Here is a 26,181-nt window from a genome sequence, read left to right as displayed (position 1 = left end):
CGCCCCGAAAGGGCGGAGTGATGCAGTCCATAGGCGATTCTGTGGTTGACTTTTGGTCATTCCGAGTTACTGCAACGTTTCAGATTTCCTGATGGCGTGGAGCGGATTTGATGGTTTGCCGCGCAATCCGATGAGGGCGATGATGATCGAAGCAAAGAAACTGGCTGAACGCTTCCCCGGCGATTTCATTTTCGGTGTGGCGACCGCCTCGTTCCAGATCGAGGGGGCAACCAAGACCGATGGGCGCAAGCCGTCGATCTGGGATGCGTTTTCCAACATGCCGGGCCGGGTCTATCAGGGGCACAACGGCAATGTCGCCTGCGATCACTACAACCGGCTGGATGAGGACCTTGACCTGATCCAGGGCCTTGGTGTCGAAGCCTATCGCTTCTCGATCGCCTGGCCGCGGATCATTCCGGAAGGCACCGGGCCGGTCAATGAAAAGGGGCTGGATTTCTACGATCGCCTTGTCGATGGCCTGAAGCAGCGCAACATCCAGGCCTTTGCGACGCTGTATCATTGGGACCTGCCGCTGGCGCTGATGGGCGACGGCGGCTGGACGGCGCGCACGACGGCCTATGCCTACCAGCGCTACGCCAAAACCGTCATCGCCCGCCTCGGTGATCGTCTCGATGCTGTGGCGACGTTCAACGAGCCCTGGTGCTCCGTCTGGCTCAGCCATCTCTACGGCATTCACGCCCCGGGTGAGCGCAACATGGATGCGGCCCTGCATGCGCTGCATTTCACCAACCTCGCCCATGGCCTTGGCGTTGCCACCGTCCGCGAACTCCAGCCGGACCTGCCGGTTGGCATCGTCATCAACCCGATGCATGTCTATCCCGATAGCGACAGCGCCGAGGACAAGGCGGCGGCTGAACGGGCCTTCGATTTCCACAACGGCGTCTTCTTCGGCCCGGTCTTCAAGGGTGAATATCCGCAAAGCTTCCTGTCGGCGCTCGGCCATCGCATGCCCACCATTGAGGATGGTGATATGGCAACGATCAGCCAGAAAACCGACTGGTGGGGCGTCAACTACTACACGCCGATGCGTGTGTCCCATGATCCAGCCGAAGGTGCCGAATTCCCGGCGACGGTGAACGCCAAGCCGGTCAACGACGTGAAGACCGATATCGGCTGGGAGATCTTTCCGCAGGCGCTGGGTGATCTCATCCGCACGGTCAACGACCGCTACGCGCTGCCGGATTGCTACATCACCGAGAACGGGGCGGCCTACAATATGGGCGTCGAAAACGGCGTGGTCGATGATCAGCCGCGGCTCGATTACATCGCCGAGCATCTTGCCGTCACGGCAGATTTGATCCGGGAAGGTTATCCGATGAAAGGCTATTTTGCCTGGAGCCTGATGGATAATTTCGAGTGGGCGGAAGGCTACAAGATGCGCTTCGGCATCGTCCATGTCGATTACGATACCCAGGTCCGAACCATCAAGAAAAGCGGTCATTGGTACAAGGAACTGGCCGAACAGTTTCCGAAGGGCAATCACAAGGCCGGGTAAATTCGACCGGCTGCATCATCATAAGAATGGTGATGCAGCGCAGGACAGATACCCGGCCCGCCTCGGCGGCGGGCTCAGCTTCCCAAATGCCGCTCGCCGCGTTTCTTTGCCAGCTCCATCTGCCGCTGCCGCTGGCGATAACGCTGGCGGTCTTCCTCTGTGCGGGTATCATGACAGTGGACGCAGGTGACGCCATGCTCGTGATGGGGTGACAGAAGGTCCTGCGGCGTCAGCGGCTGGCGGCAGGCGTGGCAGAGCGTGTGCTCGCCTTCCTTCAGGCCATGCGTCACCGAGACGCGGTCGTCAAAGACGAAGCAGGCGCCATCCCAGAGGCTTTCCTCTTCCGGCATGTCTTCCAGATATTTCAGGATGCCGCCCTTGAGGTGGTAGACCTCGTCAAAGCCCTGTTCCTTCATGAAGGCTGTCGCCTTCTCGCAGCGGATGCCGCCGGTGCAGTACATGGCGATCTTCGGCTTTGCGGCGAGATCGGCATTGTTTTTCACCCAGCCGGGGAACTCACGGAAGCTTTTGGTGTTGGGGTCGACCGCGCCACGGAACATGCCGATCGCGGTCTCGTAGTCGTTGCGGGTATCGATCACGATTGTATCGGGATCGGAGATCAGCGCATTCCAGTCCTTCGGAGCCACATAGGTGCCAACGATCTTGTTGGGGTCGATATCCTCGACGCCCATGGTAACGATTTCCTTCTTCAGCCGCGCCTTCATGCGCAGGAACGGCATGGAGGAGGCCCAGCTTTCCTTATGTTCGAGACCTACGAATTCCGGCTGGGTGCGCAGAAAGGCAAGCACGGCCCTGATGCCGTCCTCAGGACCGGCAATCGTGCCGTTGATGCCCTCATGCGCCAGCAGCAATGTGCCCTTGACGCCATTGTCATCACAGATCGCCTGCAATGGCTCGCGAAAGTCGGCAAAGCGCTCGAATGCGGCGAAATGATAAAGCGCTGCCACCAGAAACTGGCCATTGGCTTCCGGGCGAGGGGTGTGGATCGTGTCTGTCATGCGGCGTGAAATACAGCTTTCCGGCCGCGCGCGCAATCGGGTGCGCGGCCGGCATGGAGATGGTCATGCGGCCTGCGGCGTAAAGACACGCAGGCGATGGCCATCCGGGTCGGTGCAGATAAACGTATAGTCACTGTCCGACGAGACCGGTTCCTGCAGGATCGTCACGCCTTTCCGGCGCCATTCGTCGTGAAGCGCATCGACGCCTTCGCGGCCAGCGACGAAGATTGGAAGCTCCGCGTCGTTGGTATTCACGGCGGCTGGCAGCCTCTTTCTCTTTGCCAGGCCAAGCTTCAACGCATCGTTCATCAGGACGACCGCATAGGTCGGCGACAGCTCCAGCGGCAGCGCACCGAACATCGCCATGTAGAAAACGGCGCTTTCGGCCGGGCTGTCGACGGGCAGAACAAAGTCGGTTTTCATGGCAGTCTCCTCTCGGTGGGTCCGGAGACGTTTCTATTCCGTTCTGCTGTCAATTTATGGCAGTAGGCTCACATGTCCTGAGGGACCTTGTGGGTGTTTCGCCATTCGGCCAGCAACCGGTCGCGCCGGCGTGGAATGCGGATGCCGGTCACGGTCATGGTGGTAAAACGGTCGGTGCGGAAATGACGGAAGTCGCTGCGCAGCTCGCACCAGGCCGCCAGCACGCGGGTTTCCTCGAAATAAGCCAGCGCAAAAGGCCAGATGCGCCGCGTTGTCGGCTGTCCATTGACGTCGGCATAGTCGATGTCGATCTTTATACCCAGCCGGATAGCTTCGCGAATGGCCGGAAAATCGATGGTTCCCAGCCGAAGGTCACGGGTGTTGTAGACGAGCAGCGAGTTCGTTTCCAACTCATGGCGCAGATCGGCGGGCAGCACGGCGGCGATCTTTGTCAGAGCGTTGCGGGCGGCATCCTTCAATTCGTCGTCGGTCCGCGCCGCTACCCAGCGTGCGCCGAGCACTAGCGCCTCGATTTCCTCTTCGCTCAGCATCATCGGCGGCATGAGGAAACCGGGTTTGAGCACGTAGCCGAAGCCGGGCGCGCCCTGGATGTCGGCACCTTGCGCCTGCAGTGTGGCGATGTCGCGGTAGAGCGTGCGGATGCTGATGCCCATGCGCTGGGCAAGCGCGTTGCCGCTCACCGGGCGCCGGTACGTGCGCAGAAGCTGGATAAGATCGAGAAGACGGGTGGAGCGGGACATGGTCGCGATCATACTGACAGGGATTGGCAGTATCAATGCCGGGAGTGCCGCGTCAGACTGCGTCCTGCCACAGGAGCATGATCTTGCGGCTTTCGTCCTTCGGGTCATCGCGAAAAACCGAAGCAGCAACGGTCAGTGCCTGTTCCCGCAGGGCTTTCTGCCGCGTGATGACGGCCGAGAGGAGATAGGCGACGTCCTCGCTCTTGCCCAATAGATGCGGCTGCTCATCGACCAAGGAGGCAAGGAGCGCCAGATCGTTGTGATGGCCAAGCAGATCGACCACCTTCGTGACCTCGACCCGCTTTGCGTGCATCGCCGAGGGCCACAGACGTTGCAGAAGATCGAGATAGAAACGGTAGTCCTGACTGCGTTTGCGCAATTCATGAAACAGATGTGCATCGGTGGTGTCCGTACAGGCTTCCAGCGCGGTGGAAGCTCTCTCCAATGCCTTGCGCCAGCCCTTGGCGATGCGTTTGGCACCCTTTTTGCCACCGTCCCGAAAAGTGATGCAGGCGAGTGAATCCAGTGCCCTGCCGCAGGTTGAGAGCGCTAAAGCGACGCTTTCTTCCTGTTGATCTCCCTCCGCGGCCCGCTCATCGCGCCGGGTGATCAGCACTTTGCCGATCCGTTTCAGGGCGGCGCGTTCGTCGTTGGTTTCGGCATGCTCCAGCAGATACCGGTTGACTTCGACAAGGGCAGTCGCGTCGCGGGAAATCGAGAGCATTTGGGACATCTTGCGGATGCGTGCATTCTCCGAGCGCTGGAATGCGGGAATGTCTGCCGCGGCGAGGCGATAGAGAGAACGCAGTCTTTTGAAATTCTTGCGGGCATCGTGAATGGCCTCCGGCAGCCCCTGCGGACGGTCGGTCAATACTGCAATGGCAAGTGTCAGTTGCTCGCTACCAACCGCTTTGAATTCATCCGTGAAGTGTTCAGAAGGGCGAATATGATAGCTCATGATCTGCCTTGGATACCAACGGATTGGTCGAGAGATACTGGTTGGAGTACTGCGGGTCTCCGGTCACCTCGTTACCCAGCCAGGAGGGCAGGTCCGGTGTGTCATCTTCGGCCTCAAGTTCGACTTCGGCGACAATCAGCCCTTCATGCGCGCCGCCATAGACATCGACCTCCCAGACGAAGCCGTGGTGGCTAACCTCATAACGGGTCTTCTCGATGACAAGGCCGACGGCCAAAGACATCATATCCTTGGCGTCTTCCACGGGAATCTCATACTCGAACTCATCGCGGGTCATCGAGCCAGTGCCGATCTTGATCGTCAGTTTCGCGCGCCTGTCATCGATCAGCCGCACACGTGCGGAACGGTCGTCCATGGTGACGATATAGGCCTGCAGAAAACGCGTACCGCCGTCTGCGGCCTCGCGCCAGCCATCGGAAGCCACCAGAAACTTGCGTTCAATTTCCTTGGCCATTGATAACGCCTGCCGTTTGAATGCCCACGCCAAGCACACTACAGGATTGTCACATTCGAACAAGCAAGCACTTTGACCTGCCGGCGGCTTTGAAGCACGTTCGGGCCTGTCTATTGTCAAGCATGCGTCACCATGTCCGAATAGGCTTGGCTGTCCCGTTTGGTATCGACAAAAGCGGATGGGAAGAGTATTCGAGCCTCACTTCAATCGTTTTAAAAAAGGCTGTCCGGCATGAGCGAGAAAACCGAGAGACTTCTTTCTGTCCTGAAATTGCAGCCGGTCGTTCCGGTGCTGGTCATTGATGACCTCGCGACCGCCGTGCCTTTGGCGCGTGCCCTTGTCGCCGGTGGTTTGAAAGCGATCGAAATTACGCTGCGCACGACTGCTGCGCTCGAAGCGATCCGGGCTGTGGCCAACGAGGTGGAAGGTGCCGTTGCCGGTGCCGGAACCATCCTCAATGCGGCCCAATACGAAGCGGCTGTCGAGGCGGGCTCGCAGTTCATCGTCAGCCCCGGCACGACGCAGGAGCTGATCGACGTTGCCAATGATTCCGATATCCCGCTTCTGCCGGGTGCTGCCACGGCAAGCGAGGTCATGGGCCTGCGCGAAGAAGGCTACAAGGTGATGAAGTTCTTCCCAGCCGAACAGGCTGGCGGCGCTGCCTACCTGAAGTCGCTGTCCTCGCCGCTGGCCGGCACGCTGTTCTGCCCGACCGGCGGCATTTCGCTGTCGAATGCCCGGGATTACCTGTCGCTGCCCAACGTCGTCTGCGTTGGCGGCTCCTGGGTGGCGCCGAAGGAACTGGTTGCCAAGGGCGACTGGGCCGGCATCACCAAGCTGGCTGCCGAGGCTTTCGCGTTGCGCGGCTGATCGATCGTTTCGTTATGACTGTTCAAAAGGCCGGGCGCGTGCGCCCGGCCTTTTTCATGGCAGGCGTCTTTCATTTGTATTTCTGTCGTTGCATTCCTATGTTTCTTTCCGACCGAAACCGGCCTCAAGGGAGTGGACCGAATGTTTGATGCGAAGAAATTGCTGGATCAGTTTTTGGGTTCGCAAATCCCCGGTGCTGGCGGATCGGTGCGGGAGCGGGCCGGTCAGGCGACGCAGCTGGCCAAGGACAATCCGCTGGCCGCCGGCGCCATCGCTGCCGTTCTGCTCGGCACCGGTACTGGCCGCCAGGTGGCTGGCTCGGCCCTGAAACTTGGTGGTCTCGCTGCCATCGCCGGTCTTGGCTACCAAGCCTACAAGAATTATCAGGCCGGCAAGGAACCTATCGCGCAGCCGGAAGCGCAGGCGCAGCCAGAACTGCTGCCGCCACCGGCCGATTCCGGCTTCAGCACCGAACCCGCTGTCATTCGCAATGATTTTGTGCTCGTTCTGGTCCGCGCCATGATTGCCGCCGCCCGCGCCGATGGTCACATCGACGATGTCGAGCGCGCCCGCATCATGGACAAGGTGAAAGTCTCCGGCCTCGATTCGGAAGCTGAGCAGTTCCTGCATGAGGAGCTAAGCCAGCCGGTCGACCTCGATGCCATCGTCGCGGCGGCTGTGACCGAAGAGGAGCGTGTCGAGCTTTATACCGCGTCGCGTCTTGCCATCGATGCCGACAGCCGCGCCGAGCGCGGATATCTCGATCAACTGGCCGGACGCCTTGGCCTTGCCGATGCTCTGATCGACCATATCGAGGCGACGGTCTCGTCGGCCAAGACACCGGTTATCGAAGCACAGGCCAATCCGCAGCAGACCTCGGTGCCGCAGACCGGTCAGCCCCCAATCAAGTCGCCGTGGTGATCAATCCATCATCACTTTGCATTTGTGCCGATGCCTGAGCTGTCCTATGCCAGCGTCAAAGCCTTTGTTATGACCGGTGCGGTTTCTGCGCCGGTTTCAAGGTTGCTGGTGTCGTCTCTTCCGGAGTTTGCAGATGCGTGATTTGACCAATTGGACAGCCCGCCCGGCCCCGAAACCGGTGACTCTGGAAGGCCGTTATGTGCGGATCGTGCCTTATGATCGGGTGAGCCACCTGGAAGCGCTATGGCGAGCCTTTGGTGGTCTGGAGATCAATGTGCGCCTTCAGTATTTCTCGCAGGATGATTTTCGCGGCATCGAGGATTTCGATGCCTGGCTCACGGCGGTGCAGAAGGGCGGCTGGGTTACGGAAGTCTTCTGTGACAAGGCCAGCGGCGATGTCGTCGGCATGGCCAACTACATGCGGCCCGATCCCGCCAATGGTGTGGTCGAGGTCGGTGGTGTAGCGCATTCTTTTTCGATGGCCAGGTCGCCCTTGTCCACCGAAGTTCATTACCTGATGGCCAGGCACGCCTTCGAGGACCTGGGATACCGGCGATACGAGTGGAAATGCGACAACCGTAATGAAGCCAGCAAGAAAACGGCGAGCCGGCTTGGCTTCAGCTTTGAAGGGGTCTTCCGCCAGCACATGTTGTCGAAGCGCGCCAATCGCGATACGGCATGGTTCTCGATCATCGATGGCGAATGGCCGTTGCTCAACGCTGCTTTCGAAGCTTGGCTGTCGCCTGAGAATTTTGCCGGTGATGGCACGCAGAAGCGAAAGCTTGAAGATATTCGCGCCGGACTGGCGCAAAAGGAGACCGCATGAATACCCCGGAAAAGAAGGAACACTCGCCAGCGATCGCCGCGGCCGTTATCCTGGTCATCGTCGGGGCCGGCTTCTTTATCCTGCCGAAAATCATGCTCTGGCTTGGCACGTTTTCGCCCTGGCTGGCCGCGGCCTTCGGTGCGGTTTTCGTGCTCGGCTTCTTCCTGATCTTCTGGCTGCGCGCCCGATACCAGCGCGGGCGTGGACTTTGAAGGTTTAGCCCTGCAGCGACGCCCCAAGCAGAACAATGCCCAGTACCAGCACCAGCAAGGCGCCGGAGATTTCGATGCCGTTGCTGATGCGCATGGCCGATGATCCGTTAGACGCGTAGCGCACAGCCAGGTCCTTGGCGGTGACGGCGAGCGTCGCCAGCACGGAGACGGTGATGGCCGTGCCGATCGACATGGCAAAGACCGATAGAACGCCGCCGAGATAAAGCCCGTTTAACAGCGCGAAGCTCAGCACGATCAGCGCGCCGGAGCAGGGGCGCAAGCCCACGGCAACAATCGCCGACCAGGCCTCGCGGAGCGCGAAGCGATCACCCTTGAGCATTGAAGGATCGGGTGCATGTGCGTGGCCGCAGGTGTCGCAGACTTCGCCCGGCCCATGGCTATGGCCATGATCATGGGAGTGAGGACTGTGGCCGTGTCCGTGGTCATACGAAACCACTGGGGCCAGCCGCCGCGTCCGTATAGCCTTCAGCTTGCGAAACAGCAGCCAGCCGCCAAAGGCAGCGATCAGGGCGTAGCTGACCACTTCGAGGAAATGCGTGGCCTGCGTCATCGAGATTGATGATCCCCGCAGCACCAGATAGGCGGCGCCGACGAGCAGGATGGCGACGCCTCCCTGCATCATCGACGACAGGAAGGACAGGAGCACGCCGCGCTTCAGTTCGGTCTCGTTGGCGATCATGTAAGAGGAAATGACCGCCTTGCCGTGACCGGGGCCGGCAGCGTGGAACACACCATAGGCAAAGGACAGGCCGATCAGCGACCAGAGGTGCCACGGGTCGTCCCGCATGGCTTTGATCGCCTCTGTCAGCGTGTGGTAGAAACGCTGCTGCTCCATGTTGATCCAGGCGAAGAAGCCGCCGAAAATGCCGCTGGTATTGAAGGCCGGCTCAGCGGTGCCGATACCGAGCGGCGACTGTGCGTGGGCGATGCTGATGCCGGCGGCGGCCAGAGCCAGCGCCAAACCCAGCAGGCGCGCGGGATGCCGCAGCATCAGCATTTGAACTCGATTCGTGTGGCAAACATCTTCGACATGTCGGTTCCTGTCGGATCGTTGAAGAAGGCGTCGGTGAGGCTTGCCTGATTCTGGGCAAGCACTTCATCCGGGTCGGGACGGACCACCTTGTGCTCGCAGGCGTTCAACTGGTCGCCAACCGCAACGAGATCGCCGTCGGTCGGGAAATCCATCGCCGTGTACATGGTGGGATCATAGACGCCGAATGACATATTGCCCTTAAGCAGCATCGGCTCGGCAGGCTTGACGGCGAACATTAAGAGCAACTGGCCGTCCTTGTAATCAGCCGTGATTTCGTCCGGCTTGCTGACCTTGATGGTTTTGCCGTTGTCGGTGATCGTCGTGTAGTAATTGTATTCCTGCAGGGAATCGAGAACCGTCTGGCCGACCTCCTGCAGTTCATCGGGATCGAGTTGCGCATTGGAGTTCTTGTCGAAATCCATCACCACGCTGGCGGAAAACAACTCGTCAAAACGCCAGACATTGCGCAGTTCGGTGATCTGGTTGGTCGCATCCGCAACGATTTCCAGCCGCGCCTCGGCGAAAATATGCGGATGAGCGAGTGCTGCGCCGGGCGCAAGCACAGCCGCTACCGTCAGGATCAGGGACGATCGTTTCATTCTGTCGTGATTCCTCTGGCTGTTTTGGCGCAACGCAGCATTCATGCAATGTGGGGTAAATGGGACGGAATTGGGACTTCTGCCCATCGTGGCCCGGTCAATTTTCCGCGTTCTTGCGAAACCACTGATGCAGGAAGTCGACGAATGTGCGCACTTTGGTCGGCAGATAACGCCGATGCGGATAGATCGCGTAGATGCCGCGATCCTTTGGTATGTAGTCTTCGAAAATGGAAACCAGCGTACCGGCGGCCACTTTCGGCCGGGCGATGAAATCGGGAATGCTGGCGACGCCCATGCCGGATTCCGCCGCGCGCACGGCGGCCAGCGGACTGTTGACTTCGATCGGGCCGCCCACGGGAACACTGAACCCTGTGCCATCCGGCTCGGTGAAGCGCCAATTGCTGTAGGAACGGCCGTTGGTATCGATGATGCAGGCGTGCCGCGACAGCTCGGATGGGTGGTTAATCGGTCCGAATTCTTCGAGGAATGCCGGTGTCGCGCAGTACAGAACCTGGAAATCGTCAAGCTTGCGGGCGATCAGTGTCGAATCCTCCAGCTTGGTGATGCGGATAGCCACGTCAAAACCTTCCTCGACCAGATCGACAAAACGGTCGTCGGAGATGATTTCCAATGACAGTTCCGGATGCGCCTTACCGAAATCGATCAAGGACTGGCCGATCTCCGCGTCGACGAATGTGCGCGGCGCGGAAATGCGCAACCGGCCTTTCAGGTCGGAATTGCTGGCACGGACGAGATCGGCGAGATTGTCGATCTCCTTGAGGATCTCCGATGCCGTCCGGTAATAGGTATGGCCGGCTTCAGTCAGAGAAAACTGCCGGGTCGTGCGGTTGAGCAGAAGGGCGCCCAGTTCGTCTTCCAGTTCCCGCACATATTTGGACAAGAGCGCCTTTGAGCGCCCGACACGCCGGGCGGCTGCGGAAAATCCCTCGGCATCGACGACATCGATGAAGGCGCGGATGCGTGTCAGTGTATCCATCGGGCTGCTTTATCCTGCCTGCTCGGGCTGCTGCCCTGTTTCTGATTCGCGGTTTGGGGCCGTTGCAACGATAGACCGGCGTTGCGTAAAGACGAAGAACTGTTACGGCGTTAACGTTTGTCACCTCCGCCGGCCGCTGCCGCACCGCTCCAAAAACGATCTTAAAACAAGACGTTGGTTTCTGCGACGGGTTGGCGGAGATTGTTCAGGAAATCTGAACATCTTAACGGGTTTTGGCGCGCATAAAAAATCAGCAGCCAATGTGAAAAAAGTCTTGATTACGACAAGGTTTTTTCTTATCTCCGCTTCAGCCCAAAGTCGCACGTGCCCATGGCTGTCCGCCGACCCTCGAATTGGTGAGGAAATCGGTAAGGTACCTGGAATTAACCCCTCCAGTCGCTATTCCGGCCAACCGGAAAATGCGAGGACATCCGAAGCAACGACGGTGCGGGCCTTTTTGTTCTCTCCCTGCTTTCCATCAGCGGGGGTTACTGAAGAGGCACACCTTCATTGCCGGAAGTGCGGTAGGTCATCCTTCCAATCAATGGCAGACAAAGCGGATCAAAGCTCTTGGCGGAGCGTTGTTCCATCATTCGCGCATCGTGCGCATGTCTGGATCCGGGGTCTCCACCGGCTGGTTCCGGGGCATGTTCGCGTATGTCCTTTGTCCTCCACGTTTTCGTGGAGCGTACCTGATTGGGGATAGAACCATGACGACTGCACGTATCATCGACTTCCTGAACACCCGACGTCCCGAAGGTCCTTGCCTCGTGGTTGACCTCGATGTCGTGCGCGACAATTTCAAGGCTTTCCGTCACGCTCTGCCGGATAGCTCGATCTACTATGCCGTCAAGGCAAATCCGTCGCCGGAAATACTGCGCCTGCTCGCATCCATGGGCTCCAACTTCGATTGCGCGTCCGTCGCTGAAATCGAAATGGCGCTCGATGCCGGTGCGACTGCGTCGCGTGTTTCCTTCGGCAACACCATCAAGAAAGAACGCGATGTCGCCAAGGCGCATGCGCTCGGCGTTTCGCTGTTTGCTGTCGATAGCCACGAGGAAGTCGAAAAGATTTCCCGTGCCGCTCCCGGTGCCCGCGTGTTCTGCCGTGTCCTGACGGATGGCGAAGGCGCCGAATGGCCGCTGTCGCGCAAGTTCGGCTGCGTTCCGCAGATGGCCGTCGACGTTCTCGTCTACGCGCATCAGCTGGGCCTGGTTTCGTACGGCGTTTCGTTCCATGTCGGCTCGCAGATGACCAAGGTCGACGCCTGGGATTCGGCCCTTGCCGATGCCAAGCGCGTCTTCGTTCAGCTGGCCAAGCAGGGCATCGAGCTGAAGATGGTCAACATGGGCGGCGGTTTCCCGACCAAGTACTTGCGCGACGTGCCGTCGGCTGAAGCCTATGGCAAGGCGATCTTCGGTTCGCTGCGCAAGCACTTCGGCAACAACCTGCCGGAAACGATCATCGAGCCGGGCCGCGGCATGGTTGGCAATGCCGGTGTGATCAAGGCGGAGGTCGTCCTGATCTCGAAGAAGTCGGACAATGACAATCACCGCTGGGTGTTCCTCGACATCGGCAAGTTCGGCGGTCTCGCCGAAACCATGGACGAAGCGATCCGTTACCCGATCCGCACGATCCATGATGCCGACGAAATGGAGCCTTGCGTTCTGGCCGGCCCGACCTGCGATTCGGCCGACGTGCTGTACGAGAAGAACATGTACCCGCTGCCGATCACGCTCTCGATCGGTGACGAAGTCCTGATCGAAGGCACCGGCGCCTACACGACGACCTACTCGGCTGTTGCCTTCAATGGCTTCGATCCGCTGAAGGCTTACGTGATCTAAAAAGCCTGCTCCGGTTCACGCCGGAGCAGCACCCTCACAATTTGTTTTCGATACCGTTTGAATCGGTTTTGAGTGCGGGAGGCCCCGATGGCCGCTGTTCTTGATTCTGTCCGCGCATTCTTTGCGCAGAATTCCTTTACCATCGACGCGGAAAACCCGGGCGACGTTGTCGCGCGCGAAAACCTGCTTGACCTCACCATGGGTCCAAACCGCCGCCGCAAGTCGTCCGAGGCGCTGCGCCGTGGCCGTGTACCGGCCGAAGGCCTGGCGTTGGTTGCCCGCGATCCGGATGGTCACGTCATCGGCACCGTGCGCCTGTGGAATGTCGAGGCTGGCGTGAGCCGCGAAGGCGTTCCGGTTGATGCCTTGATGCTTGGCCCGCTGGCTGTCGATTGCGCCCATGAGGGCAAGGGCATAGGCGGCGCGCTGATGCGCGCAGCCATCGGTGAGGCGAAGTCCCGCGGCCACGGTGCCATTCTGCTCGTTGGTGATGCGCCTTACTATGAGCGCTTCGGCTTTTTCGCTGAAAAGGCCCGCCATCTCGTCATGCCCGGTCCGTTCGAGCGCCACCGTTTTCTGGCGCTGGAGCTCAAGGACGGCTGGCTGGAGGGGGCTGCCGGCATCATGGTGGCGAGCGGCTGCACCTTTGCCAGGGCGGCACGGTAATCCGCCAATGTTGCAAAAGCCCCGCCTGCCTCCAGGGGGCGGGGCTTCTCCTGTGACAGGGATGCAACGGTCTTGGCCGGTTGTTTCCCGTTTGGGAAATTGGATCGCCGCTTCTCTCATAAATTGATTTGAATCAAAGCATTGCTGCCGCGTCGGCGTAGCCCTCCCTTGCCAAGGTCATTCGACATTTCAAGGAGAGGCAATATGGGATACGGGCGTGAAGTCATCGCTGCGCTGGTGGCGGGATGTGCATTGTTTGTGACGGGGCAAGCCGCAGCGGCGGATTTGGCGCAGGCTCCGCTGGAGCCGGTCTCCATCGAGACCCTGACGGCGCGCAATCCCTGGCAGATACGTGTGCGTGCGCTTGGCGTCATCACGCGCGACACTGGCTCCATCGACGGCGTGCCCGGCTCCGATCTCAGTTATTCGGATACGCTGATCCCGGAGCTCGATATCAGCTATTTTTTCACCGACAATATCGCGGCCGAACTGATCCTCGGCACCACTTATGCCAATATCCATGAGGATGGCGCGGTGGGTGTGCCGGTTGGCAAGGCCTGGCTGCTGCCGCCCACTCTGACGCTGCAATACCACTTCACCGATTTCGGCGCGTTCAAGCCCTATGTCGGGGCGGGCGTCAACTATTCGCTGTTCTACAATCAGTCTGAGAAGCCCGGTTTCAGCAATCTCGACGTCAAGAGCCATTTGGGCGCAGCGCTTCAGGTCGGTTTCGACTACATGCTGGACGACAATTGGGGCGTCAACTTCGACGTGAAGAAGATTTTCCTCAAAACCGAATGGTCGGCTGATCATGATACGCTTGGTCCTTTGAGCGGCAAGGCCAAGATCGATCCCTGGCTGATCGGTACGGGTATTACCTATCGTTTCTAGCCGCTGACATTTGAGACGCAGGGCGAGGGGCAGGACCTGCTTTCCCTGTGGCCGAGCGGTTCTGCATCATAACGGTGGGCGATACCGGAAGGTAACGCCCACCGTTTCTCGTTGGGCCGGATGTTTGACAGTATCTGCGCAATGGATTAGATGTCCGCCAACGGGTGAGAGCCCCGGCCGTCCGCAAGCTCCAAGCTTTTGGTGAAGTCTCTCGTTCCTTTTCGGTCGTCCATGATTGTGGCGTGCGAACGGTGGCAAGGCGGACCCCCTCCGGATGATTGCACGCTCCATGTTGGAGACTGAACGATGCGTGGATCGATCCCGCTTCCCTCACTCGATGCCCTGAAAGATCAGGCAAAGCGGCTGCGTGCCGGTCTTGGTGCCGATGGTCAGGACATCACCCATTCGAAATCGCTGGAACTTCTGGCCGCGCAATACGGATTTCGCGACTGGAACACGCTGCATGCCGTGGTGGGCAACCGGCCGCCGCTCAATCCGTGGATGCTCGGCTCGCGAGTCAAGGGTCACTATCTCGGCCAGCCGTTTGAAGCGACCATTCTCGGGGTGCAGGCCGTGACTGCGCAGCCGGGCCGTTACCGGCTAACGCTGGATTTCGATGAGCCCGTGGATGTCGTCACCTTTGATAGTTTCTCCGCCTTCCGCAAGCGCGTCCACTGCACGATCGACGAGACAGGACGAACGGTTGAGAAAACGTCGAATGGCCGGCCGCAGGTGGAGTTGGCGTGGTGAAAACGGATACTCAGATTTCCGCGAGGAATGTGCGTCCTCGCGGCGAGATGCGATAGCCGCTCTGCAGACTTTCCGTCAGGCCGAGTTCCTTCAGCTTGCGGATTTTCTGCTTGAGGGCGGCCTTTTCAAAGCCGATGCTCGTGGCAAGCTCTCCGGCCGTGATGCCTTCGCGCGCCGCGATCAGCCGCAGCGTTTGCAATGTCCAGGGAGTGTCAGCATCAAAGGCTGTCAGGCGGCGCCGCAGTTCGTCCCGTTCGCCAAGGCCAAAACTGCAGATGTCACGCAACTTAACTCTCGGGTCGGCGCTTGCAACATGGAAGGCGATGCGATAGAGGGTACCTGCACGTTGTCCCGCGATATCGGCAAGCAACGCGTCCAACGACGAATGGCCTGAACGGGAAGCATCCTCATCGGTGAGGCTGCCAGCGTCCGTCATATCGATCGCATTGATGGCCAGCACGCCGGCAGCGGTGCGTAGCGTCCCGCCGGCCCGCACGGTCGGCTTCTGCCAGCGCCGGAATGCCAGAGTCACGGCGCCTTTCGCGATCTCCTCGAGCACGTCCTTTTTGAACAGCATTCAAAGGTTTTCGCGCGGCAGACCTTTATCGTCAAGCCTGCCGCCGATGCTGAGGGCGCAAGGTCAGCCGGCGATATCGACCACGCCGCAATCGCCCGCCTCTGAGCCGAAGGCAAGCTGCCGACCGTTCTTGTTCCAGGCCATGGCTGATATCGCGCCCTTGCCGGGACGGCGCAGCAACACTTCCTTGCTGTCGGCGAAGCGCACCACCATGATCATGCCATCGGCATAACCGATGGCCGCAATCTCTTCGACGGGATGGCAGCAGACCTGGGTGACCATGATATTGGCACGGGTGCCGAGTTCCAGCGGCGCCTTGCCCATCGGGCCGTCCTTGGCCTGGAAGGGCCAGACGATGGCGGCCGGTGCCCCGGAAGAGGCAAGCCACTTGCCCTTGGCGGACCATGAAACTGATTTGATCTTGGCCGGGTAGCCGGTCATCCGCATATGCCGGGTCTCGGCGCCGGGCTTGGTATCGAGCTTCCAGCCGTGCAGCGCATTTTCCTGCATGGAGGTGACGACGAAACGGCCGTCGGGCGAGAAGGTAACGCCGGTATGAGCGCCCTTCCATTCAAGATCGACCGGTTGGCTCGCCATCGCCACCCAATGCAGGGAGACGCCGTTGTAGCGCGCAACCGCTATGCGCAGGCCCTTCGGTGCAAAGGCGATGCCCTCGACCGTGCGTTCCTCGGCGAAATCCTTGATTGTTCCATCGGCCAGCCGCACATGCGCTGTCTTGCCATAGGCATACGCAATGGCGCCTTGTGGTCCGGCAGCGACCTGCGAAATCCATTTGCGCGGAACATTGGCAAGCTCGCTCACCGTGCCGTCCGCCTTGATCCGCAGCACCTTGCCATCCTCACCGCCGGTCAGCAGCGTGTCGCTCGCTTCGTCGCGGATGGAGGAAAGCAGGCCTTCGTGCGCCTCGACGGTTTTATGGCCGTGATCGAGGCGATGGACGAGGCCGGAGGATTCGGCAAAGAACGGTATGTCGCCGAGAAAGGCCACGCCGGCGACGTGACCCTGGAGATCGAGAGGAGCAACTGTCGGCATCAGTAAGCTGCGGCTCCGGCGGGAGCGGCTTCACACGCCTTGAACGTGCGTTCGAGTTTTTCGCGGTCGAGTTCGCGGCCGATGAAGACGAGGCGGCTTTCGTGTTTCTCGCCGTCCTTCCAGGCGCGCTGGTGGTCGCCTTCGATGATCATGTGCACGCCCTGCACAACATAGCGTTCGGGATCGTCCTTGAAGGCGATGATGCCCTTGAGGCGCAGGATATTGGGACCTTCCGTCTGGGTGATCTTCTGGATCCACGGGAAGAAGCGCTCGGCGTTCATTTCACCACCGCGCAGCGAAACCGACTGCACCGTAACGTCATGGATCGGCGAGGGGGCATGGTCGTGATGATGGTGTTCGTGGCCGTGATGATCATGATCGTGGTGATGATGGTCGTGATCATGGTGATGATGATCGTGGCCGCAATCCGGACCGCAGGTATGATCGTGGTCGTGATGATCCTGCTCAAGGAAATGCGGCTCGTTTTCCAGTGCCCGTTCCAGGCTGAAAGCGCCCTGGTCGAGCACTTTCGTCAGGTCGATATTCGAGCGTTCGGTACGATGGATGCGCGCCGACGGATTGATCGCCCGCACCGTCGCTTCGATCTTGGCCAGTTCTTCCGGCGTGACGAGATCGGTCTTGTTGAGCAGCACGACGTCGGCAAAGGCGATCTGGTCTTCGGCTTCGCGCGAATCCTTCAGACGCAGCGGCAGATGCTTGGCATCGACCAGCGCGACAACAGCGTCGAGTTCGGTCTTGGCGCGCACATCATCATCCATGAAGAAGGTCTGGGCAACCGGTACCGGATCGGCAAGGCCTGTGGTTTCGACGATGATCGCATCGAAGCGGCCCGGGCGGCGCATCAGGCCTTCGACGACGCGGATCAGGTCGCCGCGCACCGTGCAGCAGACACAGCCATTGTTCATTTCATAGATTTCTTCGTCGGATTCGACGATCAGGTCGTTGTCGATGCCGATCTCGCCGAATTCGTTGACGATAACAGCGTATTTCTTGCCGTGGTTTTCAGACAGGATGCGGTTCAGGAGCGTCGTTTTGCCGGCGCCGAGATAACCGGTGAGCACGGTGACGGGAATGGGCTTGGCGGCAGCTGTGGTTGCTTCGGTCATGGGAACCTCGGAAAATTCGGGATGCCTACGGGCATGGGGGTGATGCTGATATAGGAGATGGTGAGCCCCAGCGCAAATGGGGGCGTGAACTTCACGCCGTTTTTCTGCGCACCATGCGGGTCAGTGCAGGTTCGAAAGATCGAAGGCGGCAACATCCTCCAGCAACTGGATAATGCCGGAGGCCGCATGGGCAATCAGTTGCTCGCCGCGCTCTGCAGTGGCCGCTGAGGCATCGCCGGCGACACCCTGTTCGTTCAAGTCCGTCATCTTCCAGCCGAAAGCGTGCGGCCCATAGGCGCGCAGATGTTTGAAACGATCGGCGAAATCGGACTGGTGTGACGTGAAGCTCTGCGCTTTCGACATATCTACCCGGTCTGGATACATCGCCAGCATCACCGAGGTTTCGATATCGCCACCATGAATGTCGATGGCTTTGTCCTGCGGCCTCATCCACCCATCTGGTTGCCCGAACCGCGTCCAGCTCGTCGTCACCGCCAGCATGCCGAACCGCACCCGCGCTTCCGTCGCAACAATGGTCATCAGTGGCGAGTTGCCGCCATGCGCGTTCAGCATGACGAATTTGCGGATGCCTTTGTCGTTCAGATTCTGCGCGATGCCCAGCCAGCGCTGCACCGCCTCATCGTATCCCAGTGAACGGGTGCCTTCGACATCCAGATGCTCGATCGAATAGCCAACGGGTTCCACCGGTAGGAACGTGACGGGCAGGGCCGGTGGCAGGCGGGCGATGATCCGTTCAGCGAAACCTTCGGCAATCAGCGTATCCGTCTCGAACGGCAGGTGTGGTCCGTGCTGTTCATGGGCACCGAGCGGCAGCACGGCGATCCAGTCCGCTCTTGCTGCGGCCGGCAGATCGGAATCATTGTCTTTCCAACGCGGTGCGGGGACTGTCATGCTCCTGAGAGCCTTTCGGTTGTACTTGCGGTATGAAGGTCATTCGAGTCATACAGGTGACGGATGGCCGTGCAAGAAATTTGGTGGAGGACCGATGGGAAAGAAGAGCAAGGCCGAAAAGAAAGCCAAGGGCGGCAAGAAAAAACATCATGACATCGAAGTCCACGCACAGGACCTTGCATCGGTGCTGGTGCAGGCGGCGCGCTCGATGCGCACGGTGTTGTCGCGCAATCTCCTCGATAGTGGTCTCTATGCCGGTCAGGACGGCGTCATGCTGGCGCTGGCCGAGACCGATGGTCTGACCGCCGGTGTCCTGGCGATGAAGCTCGGCGTCAAGGCACCGACGATGACCCGCACTGTCGGCCGGATGGAAGCGCAAGGGTTTCTGGAGCGCCGCGCCGATGACGAGGACGCACGGCTGACCAAGGTCTATCTGACCACCACCGGCCGCGACCGCCTCCAGACCATTGCTGAAGCGGGCAAGACCTCTGAAGACATGGCGACGAAGGGCTTGAGCGAAAAGCAGATCAAGACCCTAATGAAGCTTCTGCGCACGGTCGATGGCAACCTTCAGGGCACGGCCGCCGCCGAATAATCCCTTCTCCGATCGTGCCTTAATTGGAGATTGCGGTTGCAATTTAAACAGTTTAAAGAGGATTTAAAAATAGCGGTATTTAGCCGGGATATCTGAGGGGGAAACGTGGCGCAGAAGATCAAGCTCTCCACCATTGCGGAAACGCTTGGTGTGTCCACGGCGACCGTTTCCCTGGCTTTGCGCGATAGTCCGCTTGTTGCGGCCATGACCCGCGACAAGATCAAGGATCAGGCGCGCGCACTCGGTTATATCTACAATCGCCGCGCAGCCAGCCTTCGGACGTCCCGTTCCGGCATTATCGGTGTTGTCGTGCACGACATCATGAACCCGTTCTACGGCGAAATCCTGAAAGCCATCGAGGCTGAGCTCGATCGCGACCGGCAAACCTTCATTCTGTCCAACCATTACGATTCCGTCGAAAAACAGCGCGCCTTCATCGAAACCCTGCTACAGCTGGGCGGCGACGGCGTCATCATGTCGCCTGCCATCGGCACGCCGCCGGAGGACATCCAGCTCGCCGAAGACAATGGCATGCCGGCAATCCTGATTGCCCGTTCGATCGAAGGCCTCGATGTGCCGATCTTCCGGGGTGATGATGCCTACGGCATTTCTCTCGCGACCAACCATCTGATCAGCCTTGGTCATCGTGTCATCGCCATGGTCGGTGGCACGGACCAGACCTCGACAGGACGTGATCGCTATCAGGGCTACGTCAACGCGCTGCGCAAGGCCAATATCGATGTCGATCCGGACCTGCGCATTCCCGGCCCCCGGTCGATGCAGGGCGGTTTCGAGGCTGCCGTTCATCTGTTGTCGCTGCCGCAAAAGCCGACGGCCGTCGTCTGCTGGAATGATCTTGTCGCCATCGGCATGATGAATGGCATTGCCCGCGCCGGTCTTGTGCCCGGCCGCGATGTGTCGGTCACCGGTTACGACGATCTCGAGGAAGCCTCGATCTCCACGCCGGCGCTGACCACCGTTTGGAACGGACAGTCTGATGTCGGCCGCAGTGCCGCCCGTGCGCTGCTTGATAAGCTGAACGGCAGCCATGAGCCGGATGGTATCCACCTGATCAAGCCGGAAATGCGGATACGCCAGTCGACCGGCCCGTTTCGGCCCAATCCCTCCGAATAATTCGATCCAATTCCGCAAGGAGCAAACCATGCCCAACGGTCGCCCGCGTATTCTCGTACCCGGAAAAATGAGCCAGCGTGTGCTCGACCGTTTGCCGGCTCATTTTGAGCCTGTTTTCATCGTAGCCGCTGATCCCGGCCTGGTGACGGCTGACCTTGCATCCAGTGTTTCCGGTATCGCCGTTCAGGGCAAAATCGCGGCTGAATTCATCGATGCGTTTCCCAATCTCGAGATCATCGCCAGCTTTGGTGTCGGATATGATGGTGTCGATGCCGGGCATGCGGCCAAGCGTGGCGTTGCCGTCACCAATACGCCGGATGTGCTCACGGATGAGGTGGCCGATACCGCGATTGGCCTGCTCCTCAACACCCTGCGCCGTTTTCCCGTCGCCGAACAATGGCTGCGCCAGGGCCGCTGGGTCAAAGACGGAGCCTTTGGCCTTTCGCCCTTGACCCTGCGCGGCCGGACGGTCGGCCTTTATGGTCTCGGCCGTATCGGGCTGGCGATTGCCAAGAGACTGGAAGCGTTCGGCGTTTCCATCGCCTATCATACCCGCACGCCGCGTGAGGGGCTGGCCTACACCCATTATCCAACGCTCAAGGGAATGGCAGAGGCGGTCGATACGATCATCGTGATCGTGCCAGGCACCGAAAGCACCCGCAAAACCATCAACGCCAGCGTCCTGGAGGCCTTGGGGCCACAGGGTGTATTGATCAACGTCGGCCGCGGCACCACCGTGGATGAGGCTGCCCTTGCCGATGCCTTGCAGCGCGGCGTCATCGCGGCAGCCGGCCTCGATGTCTTCGAGAACGAGCCGCATGTGCCCGAGGCGCTGCTTTCCCTGCCGAACCTCTCGCTGCTGCCGCATGTCGGCTCAGCCTCGCAAGCGACGCGCAATGCGATGGCCGATCTGGTCGTGGATAATCTCGTTGCGTGGTTCGATACCGGTGCCGCATTGACGCCAGTGCCGGAAACGCCGTTCAAGCGGAAGACGGCTTAAACAGCCGTCAACGCCTTCTTCTTTGTTTCGGCATAGGCGCGAACCGCATCGCCAAAGGCCTGAAACAGGGTCGAGGACGGAGCGTCCTTGCCGACCCAGTATTCCGGGTGCCATTGCACGCCGACGGCAAAGGCCTTGGCGTCGATGACCGATACCGCCTCGATCGTGCCGTCTTCGGCGATGGCCTCGACAGCGAGACGCGGGGCGGCCTTCGAGATCGCCTGCCGGTGCAGCGAATTCACCTGTACTTCGCCAGCGCCGAGCACCGAAGCGAGGCAGCTGCCTTCCTTGATGATGACGTTCTGGCGGATGCCGTAGGCGATATCGAGTTCCGGCACATCCGGCTTGCGGTGATCCGAGATGCCGGGCAGGTCCTGGATTTCGTTTGCCAGCGTGCCGCCCAGGACAACGTTCAATTCCTGGATGCCGCGGCAAATGGCAAGCAAAGGCACGCCCCGTTCCAACGCGCGGCGGATCAGCGGCAGACTTGTCGCGTCGCGGCCGGGATCGAAGGGACCATAGGCCTCCGACGGTTCCTGTCCATAGAGGGAGGGATGCACATTGGTGCGCGATCCGCTGACGAGAACGCCGTCCACCCGGTCGAGGATTTCATCGGCATCGTTGCCACTCTCAAGGGCTGGCACCAGGAATGTCATAACGCCGGAGCCTTCGACAGCAGCGCGAACATATTGATGCGGCGTGGCATGCCAAACATTGCCGTCGAAGGACCTGAAATCAGCGGGTATGGCAACAACGGGTTTGGGCACTGCTGGATCTCCACCTACGGCTGGTCACCTCGCTCGAAGCCCAGCCTCATATCACGGTATAAAGCCATTGCGCTCAGGGAGGGGAGAAGTCAATTCCGATGCTGGCTGCAGCGTGCCTAAACCGGTTGCAAGCGACTGGCAAGATCTGGCTTTTTGCCTTAGAACTGCAGTAACCATTGCGACAGATAAATCCTTGGGAACAGTTTTGAAGAAGGCTTCGCTTTGGCGTGCGCGAATAACCGGCTCGCAGCCGAAACCATGCAAGGTTGTATAAAAGCATTACTCCGCGGAGCCTGCTGCAATACTGGGTTGAATATCTGCAATGCCGGCGTGTTTGAGCCAATTTGCCTAATATATGGGAAGATTTTTTCCGGTAAGCGCGCGAAATCTTTCGTTAAACCCTCGGGAATAACACTTCGCCAAACCGGAGCAGGGGGTTCATGAAGTCAAATGAACAGAGCGCTCTTCCGACCGATGTGTATCTTTCGTTCGTAAGCTCGCTCTACGATTACCGCCAGACATTGTTGATCGGCATGCTGTCGCATGTCGTGACATTCCTGCTCGTCTTTGCAAAAACCAGTGACCCCTTCTTCATCGGCTGCACGATCGCGATTGTGCTGATCTGGTTCGTGCGTGGCATCGATATGCGGCGGTTTGATCGCGAGAACCTGGCCTCTCTGGATTTTGAAGGCATCCGCCGCTGGGAAAATCGCTATAATGCCGGAGGTGTCTGCGCCACCATGACGCTCGGCATAGCCTGTGGTTACGCAATTCTCGTCAGCCGCGATCCCTTTGCCGAACTCGCCTGCATTTCCGTGACGCTTGCCACCATGGTGTCGCTCGTCGGCCGCAATTATGGTTCGGCGCGTGCCGTCGTCGTCATGTCCCTGTCGGCTTGCGGCCCGATCATCCTCGGCCTGCTGGGCCTGATGGACTGGTTCATGGCATTGCTGGCCGTCTTGATCGTGCCGTTTGTTCTGACGACCTGGGCGATGGCCCGGGGTGTGCGCGAAACCTTGCACAAGAACGTTTTGGCCGCGCGGGAGATTTCAACCATCGCCGGCCGTTTCGACCTTGCGCTCAACAATATGCCGCATGGCCTGTTCATGCTCGATGCCGACAACCGTATTCTGGTCGCCAACCGACGGGCCTGCGAACTGCTCAATCTCGGCGATCGCGATCGCCTGAAGGATTGCCATCTCGATGCCGTTCTGCGCTATGGTGTCCGTCACACGTTTCTGGAACAGGATCAGGCAAAACAGGTGCTGAAGCAGCTGGGCCAGTTGATGCAGGGCATTCAGTCGCGTGCGCTCATTCCGTTCTCCGACGATCTGTTTCTCGAGTTTTCAGCAAGCCGCCGTGCCAATGGCGGCATTGTGTTGATCTTTGAAGACGTCACGGCGCGTGTGCGGGCGGAAAAGAAAATCCTGCAGATGGTGCGGTTCGATACGCTGACCGGTCTGCCAAATCGTGATTATTTCGGCGAACTGGTGAGCAATGCGCTTGCCGATCAGAACCGCACCGGCGTGACCGGCTTCATGGTTCTGGATGTCGCCGAATTCAAGCATGTCAACGATACGCGCGGCCACGTCGTTGGCGACAGGTTGCTGTGTGCGATTTCCGAACGATTGAAGAAGGTGACGGGAGACAAGGCGATTGCTGCACGCCTGATGGGCGACGAATTCGTTCTGTTCTTTGCGGGCGAAAGCAACCGCCGTCTTCTCGAAGAGCGGATACGGGCGGTGCATGCGCAAATGCGCGGCGCTTATCTTGCCAGCGGCTTTACCTTCAATATCGCGATGAGCGCCGGCTATGTGATTGCCGATAGCTCAGATTTCCGTCTTGAAGACATGCAGATCAAGGCCGACCTGGCGCTGTTTGAAAGCAAGAGCCGTGAAAAGGGAAGCTGCACCGCGTTCGAAGCGGAAATGGACGCGAACTATCTCGACCGGCAGAAAATGAAGACCGATCTGCGAGATGCGATTGAAACGGGTGGGCTGTCGATTGCCTATCAGCCGATGTTCCTCGCCGATGGCTCGCGCGTCGAATGCTGCGAGGCGCTCGCGCGCTGGATCCACCCCGAGCGCGGCCCGGTCGCGCCGGATGTGTTCATTCAATTGGCCGAGGAAATCGGTGTTGTTTCCAACATCACCAAATTCATGCTGCGCCAAGCCTGCCTTGATTGCCTGAAATGGCCCAGTCACATCGCCGTTTCCGTCAATCTGTCAGTCCTTGATCTGCGCAATGGCGAAATCATTCCGATCGTCGCGGATATTCTGTCTGAAACCGGCCTGGATCCATCGCGGCTTCACCTTGAGGTGACCGAAAGCTGCCTGATGGAAGAAGCGGCCAAGGTGCAGACGATCCTCCAGGAATTGCGCGCCCGCGGTATTACCATCGCCATCGATGATTTCGGAACAGGGTATTCGAGCCTCAGTTATCTCGATGCACTGCCGCTCGATATCATCAAGATCGACCGCTCCTTCGTGCGCAACATCCGCGAGGATGCGCGACGCTTCAAGCTTCTGCGCGGCATGGTCAACCTGTCGCGCGAGCTCGGGTTGAAAATCGTCATCGAAGGGGTCGAGACCAACGATCAGCTGGCGCTGATCAATCAGTACAAATGTGCCGACCTGATCCAGGGATATGTCTTCGCAGCCCCCATGCCTTCGCTGGCGATCGAAAGCCTGTCGGATACCTTGTTGAAGAAGCTTTCCGTGCCAAAACGGCGCAATCGGCGCACGGCTTAGATATCCAACCTCTTTCTGCAGCTTTTTTTGATCCAGCCAGGTGATCATTCCGAGATGCCGGAATGCGACCTGTTTCAAGCTGTTACGCTGCCAAAATACACAATGATAATTTAGCATTAACTACCTGTTAACCTTAACAAATGGTTTATGCTTAATAATCTATTAAAACATTGTGAGGTGCCTCCGTTTGGAAGATGAATGCCCCCTTCAACGGGGGCGTTTGATGAAATGAAAGTGGAGCAGCAGAACAGGTTTTCAGAGCGACTGCTGGAACTGTTGGATCATGTTGAATATCGAAGGGTCGAAACAGGGGAGGACATGGAAGATGTCGCCCGTATCCGTTTCAAGGCCTATAAGATGGCCGATATATTGCCCTTGTCCGGCACGATGCTCATTGATGACATTGATTTCGACAGTCACGCCTATGTTTTCGGAATCTATTTCGAAGAGCGCTTGATCAGCACCGTGCGGGTGCACCATGTGACGCCGGAGCATCGGATCAGTTCGTCCGGGTCCGTCTTTGGGGCGGAGATCGACAGCTTTCTCGATGCGGGTCTGTCGTTGATCGATCCGGTCCGGCTTGCCGCCGATCCGGAAATCCTGAAGGAAATGCCAGCCATCCCGTATCTCACTCTGCGCGTTGCCACCATGGCGTCCGAGCATTTCGACGTCGATCGCTGCCTGTCGCTGGTAAAGCCGCAGCACGCAGCCTTCTACAAGCGGGTTTTCGATGCCGATACGATTGTCTCCCCGCAAAAGAACTGCGGCGACTACAAGATCGACCTGACGCTGCTCGCTGCCCGCGTCCGCGAGATCCGTCCCTGGCTCTATACCCGGTTTCCGTTCTTCGATTCGGAACCGTTCGAGCGGCGCATGATGTTCGGCGATGACCGGGAGGCGCAGTATGCGCCACTGACGGTGCTGCCAACCGCGCGTCTGGCGTTGACGATGCAGAGCCGCGCGCGCAGCCAGTCCTGATCGGGCTTTGGCGTAGCGGAGGTGGCTATCTTATCAACCGTTATGCCGCATGTTGCGCCTGCAGTTTTCGTTGCGTTTGACTGTGGCTTTGTGTAAGGCCACCTATGCGCGATCGATGCTTTCGGGCACGTCGGATGCGCATAGAATGGAATAGAGACGGGATGCTGCGCTCGCCACCAGGGGCAGAGTAGGGTGTGGCTGAATTTCAGGGAGATATGGACGATGGCTGAACATCATTCCGGACCGGCCGAATTGGGCGCACCGATGGATTATGCCGAACACGAGAAGACCTACAACTTCTTCCTCGAAGGCACTAAGATTGTCACGATCTTCTGCGTCGCGTTGCTGATCGCCATGGCTGCCGGTTTCTTCACCAGCGCCGGCTTCTTCACCGCCTTCGTTCTCTTCATTCTCCTCAATATCGCCGGTTTCGTTCTTCTGCGCTGACCGGTTTTCCAAAGTTTTGATGAAAGCGGCACTTGGGAGTGAGGTGCCGGCTTTTCCATGGC

At 59.2% G+C, this 26,181-nt stretch carries 28 protein-coding genes; 15 read left to right on the top strand and 13 right to left on the bottom strand.

The genetic code is table 11. The features are described from left to right. The first annotated feature begins 139 nt into the window (after nt 1–139). Nucleotides 140–1,516, top strand: a complete 1,377-nt coding sequence (locus ASD36_RS09515; RefSeq protein ID WP_060503158.1) for a GH1 family beta-glucosidase — start codon at nt 140–142, stop codon at nt 1,514–1,516. 74 nt (nt 1,517–1,590) lie between these two features. Here ASD36_RS09515 and ASD36_RS09510 read toward each other — a convergent pair whose 3' ends face one another. The 5 genes from ASD36_RS09510 to ASD36_RS09490 form a co-directional block, all read right to left on the bottom strand. Next, nucleotides 1,591–2,535: a rhodanese-related sulfurtransferase gene (locus ASD36_RS09510; RefSeq protein ID WP_060503026.1), complete on the bottom strand. Its 945-nt coding sequence runs from the start codon at nt 2,533–2,535 to the stop codon at nt 1,591–1,593. Between the two features lie 63 nt (nt 2,536–2,598). Next, nucleotides 2,599–2,958 (bottom strand): VOC family protein, encoded by a 360-nt coding sequence (locus ASD36_RS09505; RefSeq protein WP_060503025.1) that lies wholly within the window; start codon nt 2,956–2,958, stop codon nt 2,599–2,601. 68 nt (nt 2,959–3,026) lie between these two features. Then, nucleotides 3,027–3,719, bottom strand: coding sequence for a YafY family protein (locus ASD36_RS09500; RefSeq protein WP_060503157.1), 693 nt, complete (start codon nt 3,717–3,719; stop codon nt 3,027–3,029). Between the two features lie 52 nt (nt 3,720–3,771). Beyond that, complete coding sequence (locus tag ASD36_RS09495; protein ID WP_060503024.1) at nt 3,772–4,677, bottom strand: CHAD domain-containing protein; 906 nt, start codon at nt 4,675–4,677, stop codon at nt 3,772–3,774. Then, complete coding sequence (locus ASD36_RS09490; protein WP_060503023.1) at nt 4,652–5,149, bottom strand: CYTH domain-containing protein; 498 nt, start codon at nt 5,147–5,149, stop codon at nt 4,652–4,654. Before ASD36_RS09490 ends, ASD36_RS09495 begins: the two co-directional genes overlap by 26 nt. 231 nt (nt 5,150–5,380) lie before the next feature. On the opposite strand from ASD36_RS09490, the gene ASD36_RS09485 reads away from it, so the two are divergent. The 4 genes from ASD36_RS09485 to ASD36_RS09470 all read left to right on the top strand — a co-directional run bounded on the left by ASD36_RS09485 (nt 5,381) and on the right by ASD36_RS09470 (nt 7,978). Next, complete coding sequence (locus tag ASD36_RS09485) at nt 5,381–6,019, top strand: 2-dehydro-3-deoxy-phosphogluconate aldolase (RefSeq protein ID WP_060503022.1); 639 nt, start codon at nt 5,381–5,383, stop codon at nt 6,017–6,019. 141 nt (nt 6,020–6,160) lie between these two features. Beyond that, nucleotides 6,161–6,940 carry a tellurite resistance TerB family protein gene (locus tag ASD36_RS09480; RefSeq protein WP_060503021.1) on the top strand — a complete coding sequence of 260 codons (780 nt, stop codon included), beginning with the start codon at nt 6,161–6,163 and terminating at the stop codon, nt 6,938–6,940. A gap of 133 nt (nt 6,941–7,073) precedes the next feature. Further along, entirely contained in the window at nt 7,074–7,766 is a 693-nt protein-coding gene (locus ASD36_RS09475; protein ID WP_060503020.1) for a GNAT family protein, read from the top strand. Beyond that, the gene (locus tag ASD36_RS09470) at nt 7,763–7,978 is read left to right on the top strand and encodes a hypothetical protein (RefSeq protein WP_060503019.1); all 216 of its coding nucleotides are present in this window, start codon (nt 7,763–7,765) and stop codon (nt 7,976–7,978) included. The genes ASD36_RS09475 and ASD36_RS09470 overlap by 4 nt, the downstream gene beginning before the upstream one ends. 4 nt (nt 7,979–7,982) lie before the next feature. Here the strand turns inward: ASD36_RS09470 and ASD36_RS09465 are convergent, their stop codons facing one another. The 3 genes from ASD36_RS09465 to ASD36_RS09455 all read right to left on the bottom strand — a co-directional run bounded on the left by ASD36_RS09465 (nt 7,983) and on the right by ASD36_RS09455 (nt 10,628). Further along, nucleotides 7,983–8,996 carry a nickel/cobalt transporter gene (locus ASD36_RS09465; protein WP_060503018.1) on the bottom strand — a complete coding sequence of 338 codons (1,014 nt, stop codon included), beginning with the start codon at nt 8,994–8,996 and terminating at the stop codon, nt 7,983–7,985. Then, a complete protein-coding gene (locus tag ASD36_RS09460; RefSeq protein ID WP_060503017.1) occupies nt 8,990–9,631 on the bottom strand; it encodes a DUF1007 family protein in 642 nt (213 codons plus the stop codon). Before ASD36_RS09460 ends, ASD36_RS09465 begins: the two co-directional genes overlap by 7 nt. A gap of 97 nt (nt 9,632–9,728) precedes the next feature. Beyond that, a complete protein-coding gene (locus ASD36_RS09455) occupies nt 9,729–10,628 on the bottom strand; it encodes a LysR family transcriptional regulator (protein ID WP_060503016.1) in 900 nt (299 codons plus the stop codon). A gap of 710 nt (nt 10,629–11,338) precedes the next feature. Between ASD36_RS09455 and odc2 the strand changes: the two genes are divergently transcribed. The 4 genes from odc2 (at nt 11,339) to ASD36_RS09435 (ending at nt 14,779) form a co-directional block, all read left to right on the top strand. Continuing rightward, nucleotides 11,339–12,472, top strand: coding sequence for an ornithine/lysine decarboxylase (odc2, locus tag ASD36_RS09450; protein ID WP_060503015.1), 1,134 nt, complete (start codon nt 11,339–11,341; stop codon nt 12,470–12,472). Between the two features lie 87 nt (nt 12,473–12,559). After that, on the top strand, nt 12,560–13,138 hold the full coding sequence (locus tag ASD36_RS09445) for an N-acetyltransferase (protein ID WP_060503014.1): 579 nt from the start codon (nt 12,560–12,562) through the stop codon (nt 13,136–13,138). 204 nt (nt 13,139–13,342) lie between these two features. Continuing rightward, on the top strand, nt 13,343–14,029 hold the full coding sequence (locus ASD36_RS09440; RefSeq protein WP_060503013.1) for an OmpW family protein: 687 nt from the start codon (nt 13,343–13,345) through the stop codon (nt 14,027–14,029). Nucleotides 14,030–14,335: 306 nt separating this feature from the next. After that, a complete protein-coding gene (locus ASD36_RS09435) occupies nt 14,336–14,779 on the top strand; it encodes a glyoxalase superfamily protein (RefSeq protein ID WP_060503012.1) in 444 nt (147 codons plus the stop codon). Nucleotides 14,780–14,789: 10 nt separating this feature from the next. Here ASD36_RS09435 and ASD36_RS09430 read toward each other — a convergent pair whose 3' ends face one another. The 4 genes from ASD36_RS09430 to ASD36_RS09415 form a co-directional block, all read right to left on the bottom strand. After that, nucleotides 14,790–15,356: a helix-turn-helix domain-containing protein gene (locus tag ASD36_RS09430; protein WP_060503011.1), complete on the bottom strand. Its 567-nt coding sequence runs from the start codon at nt 15,354–15,356 to the stop codon at nt 14,790–14,792. Between the two features lie 63 nt (nt 15,357–15,419). Then, on the bottom strand, nt 15,420–16,409 hold the full coding sequence (locus ASD36_RS09425) for a WD40 repeat domain-containing protein (RefSeq protein ID WP_060503010.1): 990 nt from the start codon (nt 16,407–16,409) through the stop codon (nt 15,420–15,422). After that, nucleotides 16,409–17,536: a GTP-binding protein gene (locus tag ASD36_RS09420; RefSeq protein ID WP_060503009.1), complete on the bottom strand. Its 1,128-nt coding sequence runs from the start codon at nt 17,534–17,536 to the stop codon at nt 16,409–16,411. Before ASD36_RS09420 ends, ASD36_RS09425 begins: the two co-directional genes overlap by 1 nt. A gap of 120 nt (nt 17,537–17,656) precedes the next feature. After that, nucleotides 17,657–18,448 carry a creatininase family protein gene (locus ASD36_RS09415; RefSeq protein WP_060503008.1) on the bottom strand — a complete coding sequence of 264 codons (792 nt, stop codon included), beginning with the start codon at nt 18,446–18,448 and terminating at the stop codon, nt 17,657–17,659. A 94-nt stretch (nt 18,449–18,542) separates the two neighbouring features. On the opposite strand from ASD36_RS09415, the gene ASD36_RS09410 reads away from it, so the two are divergent. The 3 genes from ASD36_RS09410 (at nt 18,543) to ASD36_RS09400 (ending at nt 21,177) form a co-directional block, all read left to right on the top strand. Then, a complete protein-coding gene (locus ASD36_RS09410; protein ID WP_060503007.1) occupies nt 18,543–19,043 on the top strand; it encodes a MarR family transcriptional regulator in 501 nt (166 codons plus the stop codon). A 105-nt stretch (nt 19,044–19,148) separates the two neighbouring features. Further along, nucleotides 19,149–20,177 (top strand): LacI family DNA-binding transcriptional regulator, encoded by a 1,029-nt coding sequence (locus ASD36_RS09405; RefSeq protein WP_060503006.1) that lies wholly within the window; start codon nt 19,149–19,151, stop codon nt 20,175–20,177. Between the two features lie 28 nt (nt 20,178–20,205). Further along, nucleotides 20,206–21,177 carry a 2-hydroxyacid dehydrogenase gene (locus ASD36_RS09400; RefSeq protein WP_060503005.1) on the top strand — a complete coding sequence of 324 codons (972 nt, stop codon included), beginning with the start codon at nt 20,206–20,208 and terminating at the stop codon, nt 21,175–21,177. On the opposite strand, the gene ASD36_RS09395 is transcribed toward ASD36_RS09400, so the two are convergent. Then, a complete protein-coding gene (locus tag ASD36_RS09395; RefSeq protein ID WP_060503004.1) occupies nt 21,174–21,944 on the bottom strand; it encodes a gamma-glutamyl-gamma-aminobutyrate hydrolase family protein in 771 nt (256 codons plus the stop codon). The genes ASD36_RS09400 and ASD36_RS09395 overlap by 4 nt on opposite strands. A gap of 440 nt (nt 21,945–22,384) precedes the next feature. Between ASD36_RS09395 and ASD36_RS09390 the strand changes: the two genes are divergently transcribed. The 3 genes from ASD36_RS09390 to ASD36_RS09380 all read left to right on the top strand — a co-directional run bounded on the left by ASD36_RS09390 (nt 22,385) and on the right by ASD36_RS09380 (nt 26,119). Continuing rightward, entirely contained in the window at nt 22,385–24,694 is a 2,310-nt protein-coding gene (locus tag ASD36_RS09390; protein ID WP_060503003.1) for an EAL domain-containing protein, read from the top strand. A gap of 228 nt (nt 24,695–24,922) precedes the next feature. Beyond that, a complete protein-coding gene (locus ASD36_RS09385) occupies nt 24,923–25,672 on the top strand; it encodes a hypothetical protein (protein ID WP_060503002.1) in 750 nt (249 codons plus the stop codon). Between the two features lie 222 nt (nt 25,673–25,894). After that, complete coding sequence (locus ASD36_RS09380; RefSeq protein WP_060503001.1) at nt 25,895–26,119, top strand: aa3-type cytochrome c oxidase subunit IV; 225 nt, start codon at nt 25,895–25,897, stop codon at nt 26,117–26,119. Nucleotides 26,120–26,181 lie beyond the last annotated feature (62 nt).

The sequence above is a fragment of the Rhizobium sp. Root1334 genome, assembly GCF_001426665.1.
Taxonomy (GTDB): domain Bacteria; phylum Pseudomonadota; class Alphaproteobacteria; order Rhizobiales; family Rhizobiaceae; genus Pararhizobium.
Note: the sequence above shows the minus strand (reverse complement) of the source record. Positions and strands in the feature narration are given on the sequence as shown.

Coding starts and splice junctions, on each gene's coding strand:
- ASD36_RS09515 (WP_060503158.1), top strand. CDS start 140: ATGATGATCGAAGCAAAGAAACTGGCTGAACGCTTCCCCGGCGATTTC.
- ASD36_RS09510 (WP_060503026.1), bottom strand. CDS start 2,535: ATGACAGACACGATCCACACCCCTCGCCCGGAAGCCAATGGCCAGTTT.
- ASD36_RS09505 (WP_060503025.1), bottom strand. CDS start 2,958: ATGAAAACCGACTTTGTTCTGCCCGTCGACAGCCCGGCCGAAAGCGCC.
- ASD36_RS09500 (WP_060503157.1), bottom strand. CDS start 3,719: ATGTCCCGCTCCACCCGTCTTCTCGATCTTATCCAGCTTCTGCGCACG.
- ASD36_RS09495 (WP_060503024.1), bottom strand. CDS start 4,677: ATGAGCTATCATATTCGCCCTTCTGAACACTTCACGGATGAATTCAAA.
- ASD36_RS09490 (WP_060503023.1), bottom strand. CDS start 5,149: ATGGCCAAGGAAATTGAACGCAAGTTTCTGGTGGCTTCCGATGGCTGG.
- ASD36_RS09485 (WP_060503022.1), top strand. CDS start 5,381: ATGAGCGAGAAAACCGAGAGACTTCTTTCTGTCCTGAAATTGCAGCCG.
- ASD36_RS09480 (WP_060503021.1), top strand. CDS start 6,161: ATGTTTGATGCGAAGAAATTGCTGGATCAGTTTTTGGGTTCGCAAATC.
- ASD36_RS09475 (WP_060503020.1), top strand. CDS start 7,074: ATGCGTGATTTGACCAATTGGACAGCCCGCCCGGCCCCGAAACCGGTG.
- ASD36_RS09470 (WP_060503019.1), top strand. CDS start 7,763: ATGAATACCCCGGAAAAGAAGGAACACTCGCCAGCGATCGCCGCGGCC.
- ASD36_RS09465 (WP_060503018.1), bottom strand. CDS start 8,996: ATGCTGATGCTGCGGCATCCCGCGCGCCTGCTGGGTTTGGCGCTGGCT.
- ASD36_RS09460 (WP_060503017.1), bottom strand. CDS start 9,631: ATGAAACGATCGTCCCTGATCCTGACGGTAGCGGCTGTGCTTGCGCCC.
- ASD36_RS09455 (WP_060503016.1), bottom strand. CDS start 10,628: ATGGATACACTGACACGCATCCGCGCCTTCATCGATGTCGTCGATGCC.
- odc2 (WP_060503015.1), top strand. CDS start 11,339: ATGACGACTGCACGTATCATCGACTTCCTGAACACCCGACGTCCCGAA.
- ASD36_RS09445 (WP_060503014.1), top strand. CDS start 12,560: ATGGCCGCTGTTCTTGATTCTGTCCGCGCATTCTTTGCGCAGAATTCC.
- ASD36_RS09440 (WP_060503013.1), top strand. CDS start 13,343: ATGGGATACGGGCGTGAAGTCATCGCTGCGCTGGTGGCGGGATGTGCA.
- ASD36_RS09435 (WP_060503012.1), top strand. CDS start 14,336: ATGCGTGGATCGATCCCGCTTCCCTCACTCGATGCCCTGAAAGATCAG.
- ASD36_RS09430 (WP_060503011.1), bottom strand. CDS start 15,356: ATGCTGTTCAAAAAGGACGTGCTCGAGGAGATCGCGAAAGGCGCCGTG.
- ASD36_RS09425 (WP_060503010.1), bottom strand. CDS start 16,409: ATGCCGACAGTTGCTCCTCTCGATCTCCAGGGTCACGTCGCCGGCGTG.
- ASD36_RS09420 (WP_060503009.1), bottom strand. CDS start 17,536: ATGACCGAAGCAACCACAGCTGCCGCCAAGCCCATTCCCGTCACCGTG.
- ASD36_RS09415 (WP_060503008.1), bottom strand. CDS start 18,448: ATGACAGTCCCCGCACCGCGTTGGAAAGACAATGATTCCGATCTGCCG.
- ASD36_RS09410 (WP_060503007.1), top strand. CDS start 18,543: ATGGGAAAGAAGAGCAAGGCCGAAAAGAAAGCCAAGGGCGGCAAGAAA.
- ASD36_RS09400 (WP_060503005.1), top strand. CDS start 20,206: ATGCCCAACGGTCGCCCGCGTATTCTCGTACCCGGAAAAATGAGCCAG.
- ASD36_RS09390 (WP_060503003.1), top strand. CDS start 22,385: ATGAAGTCAAATGAACAGAGCGCTCTTCCGACCGATGTGTATCTTTCG.
- ASD36_RS09385 (WP_060503002.1), top strand. CDS start 24,923: ATGAAAGTGGAGCAGCAGAACAGGTTTTCAGAGCGACTGCTGGAACTG.
- ASD36_RS09380 (WP_060503001.1), top strand. CDS start 25,895: ATGGCTGAACATCATTCCGGACCGGCCGAATTGGGCGCACCGATGGAT.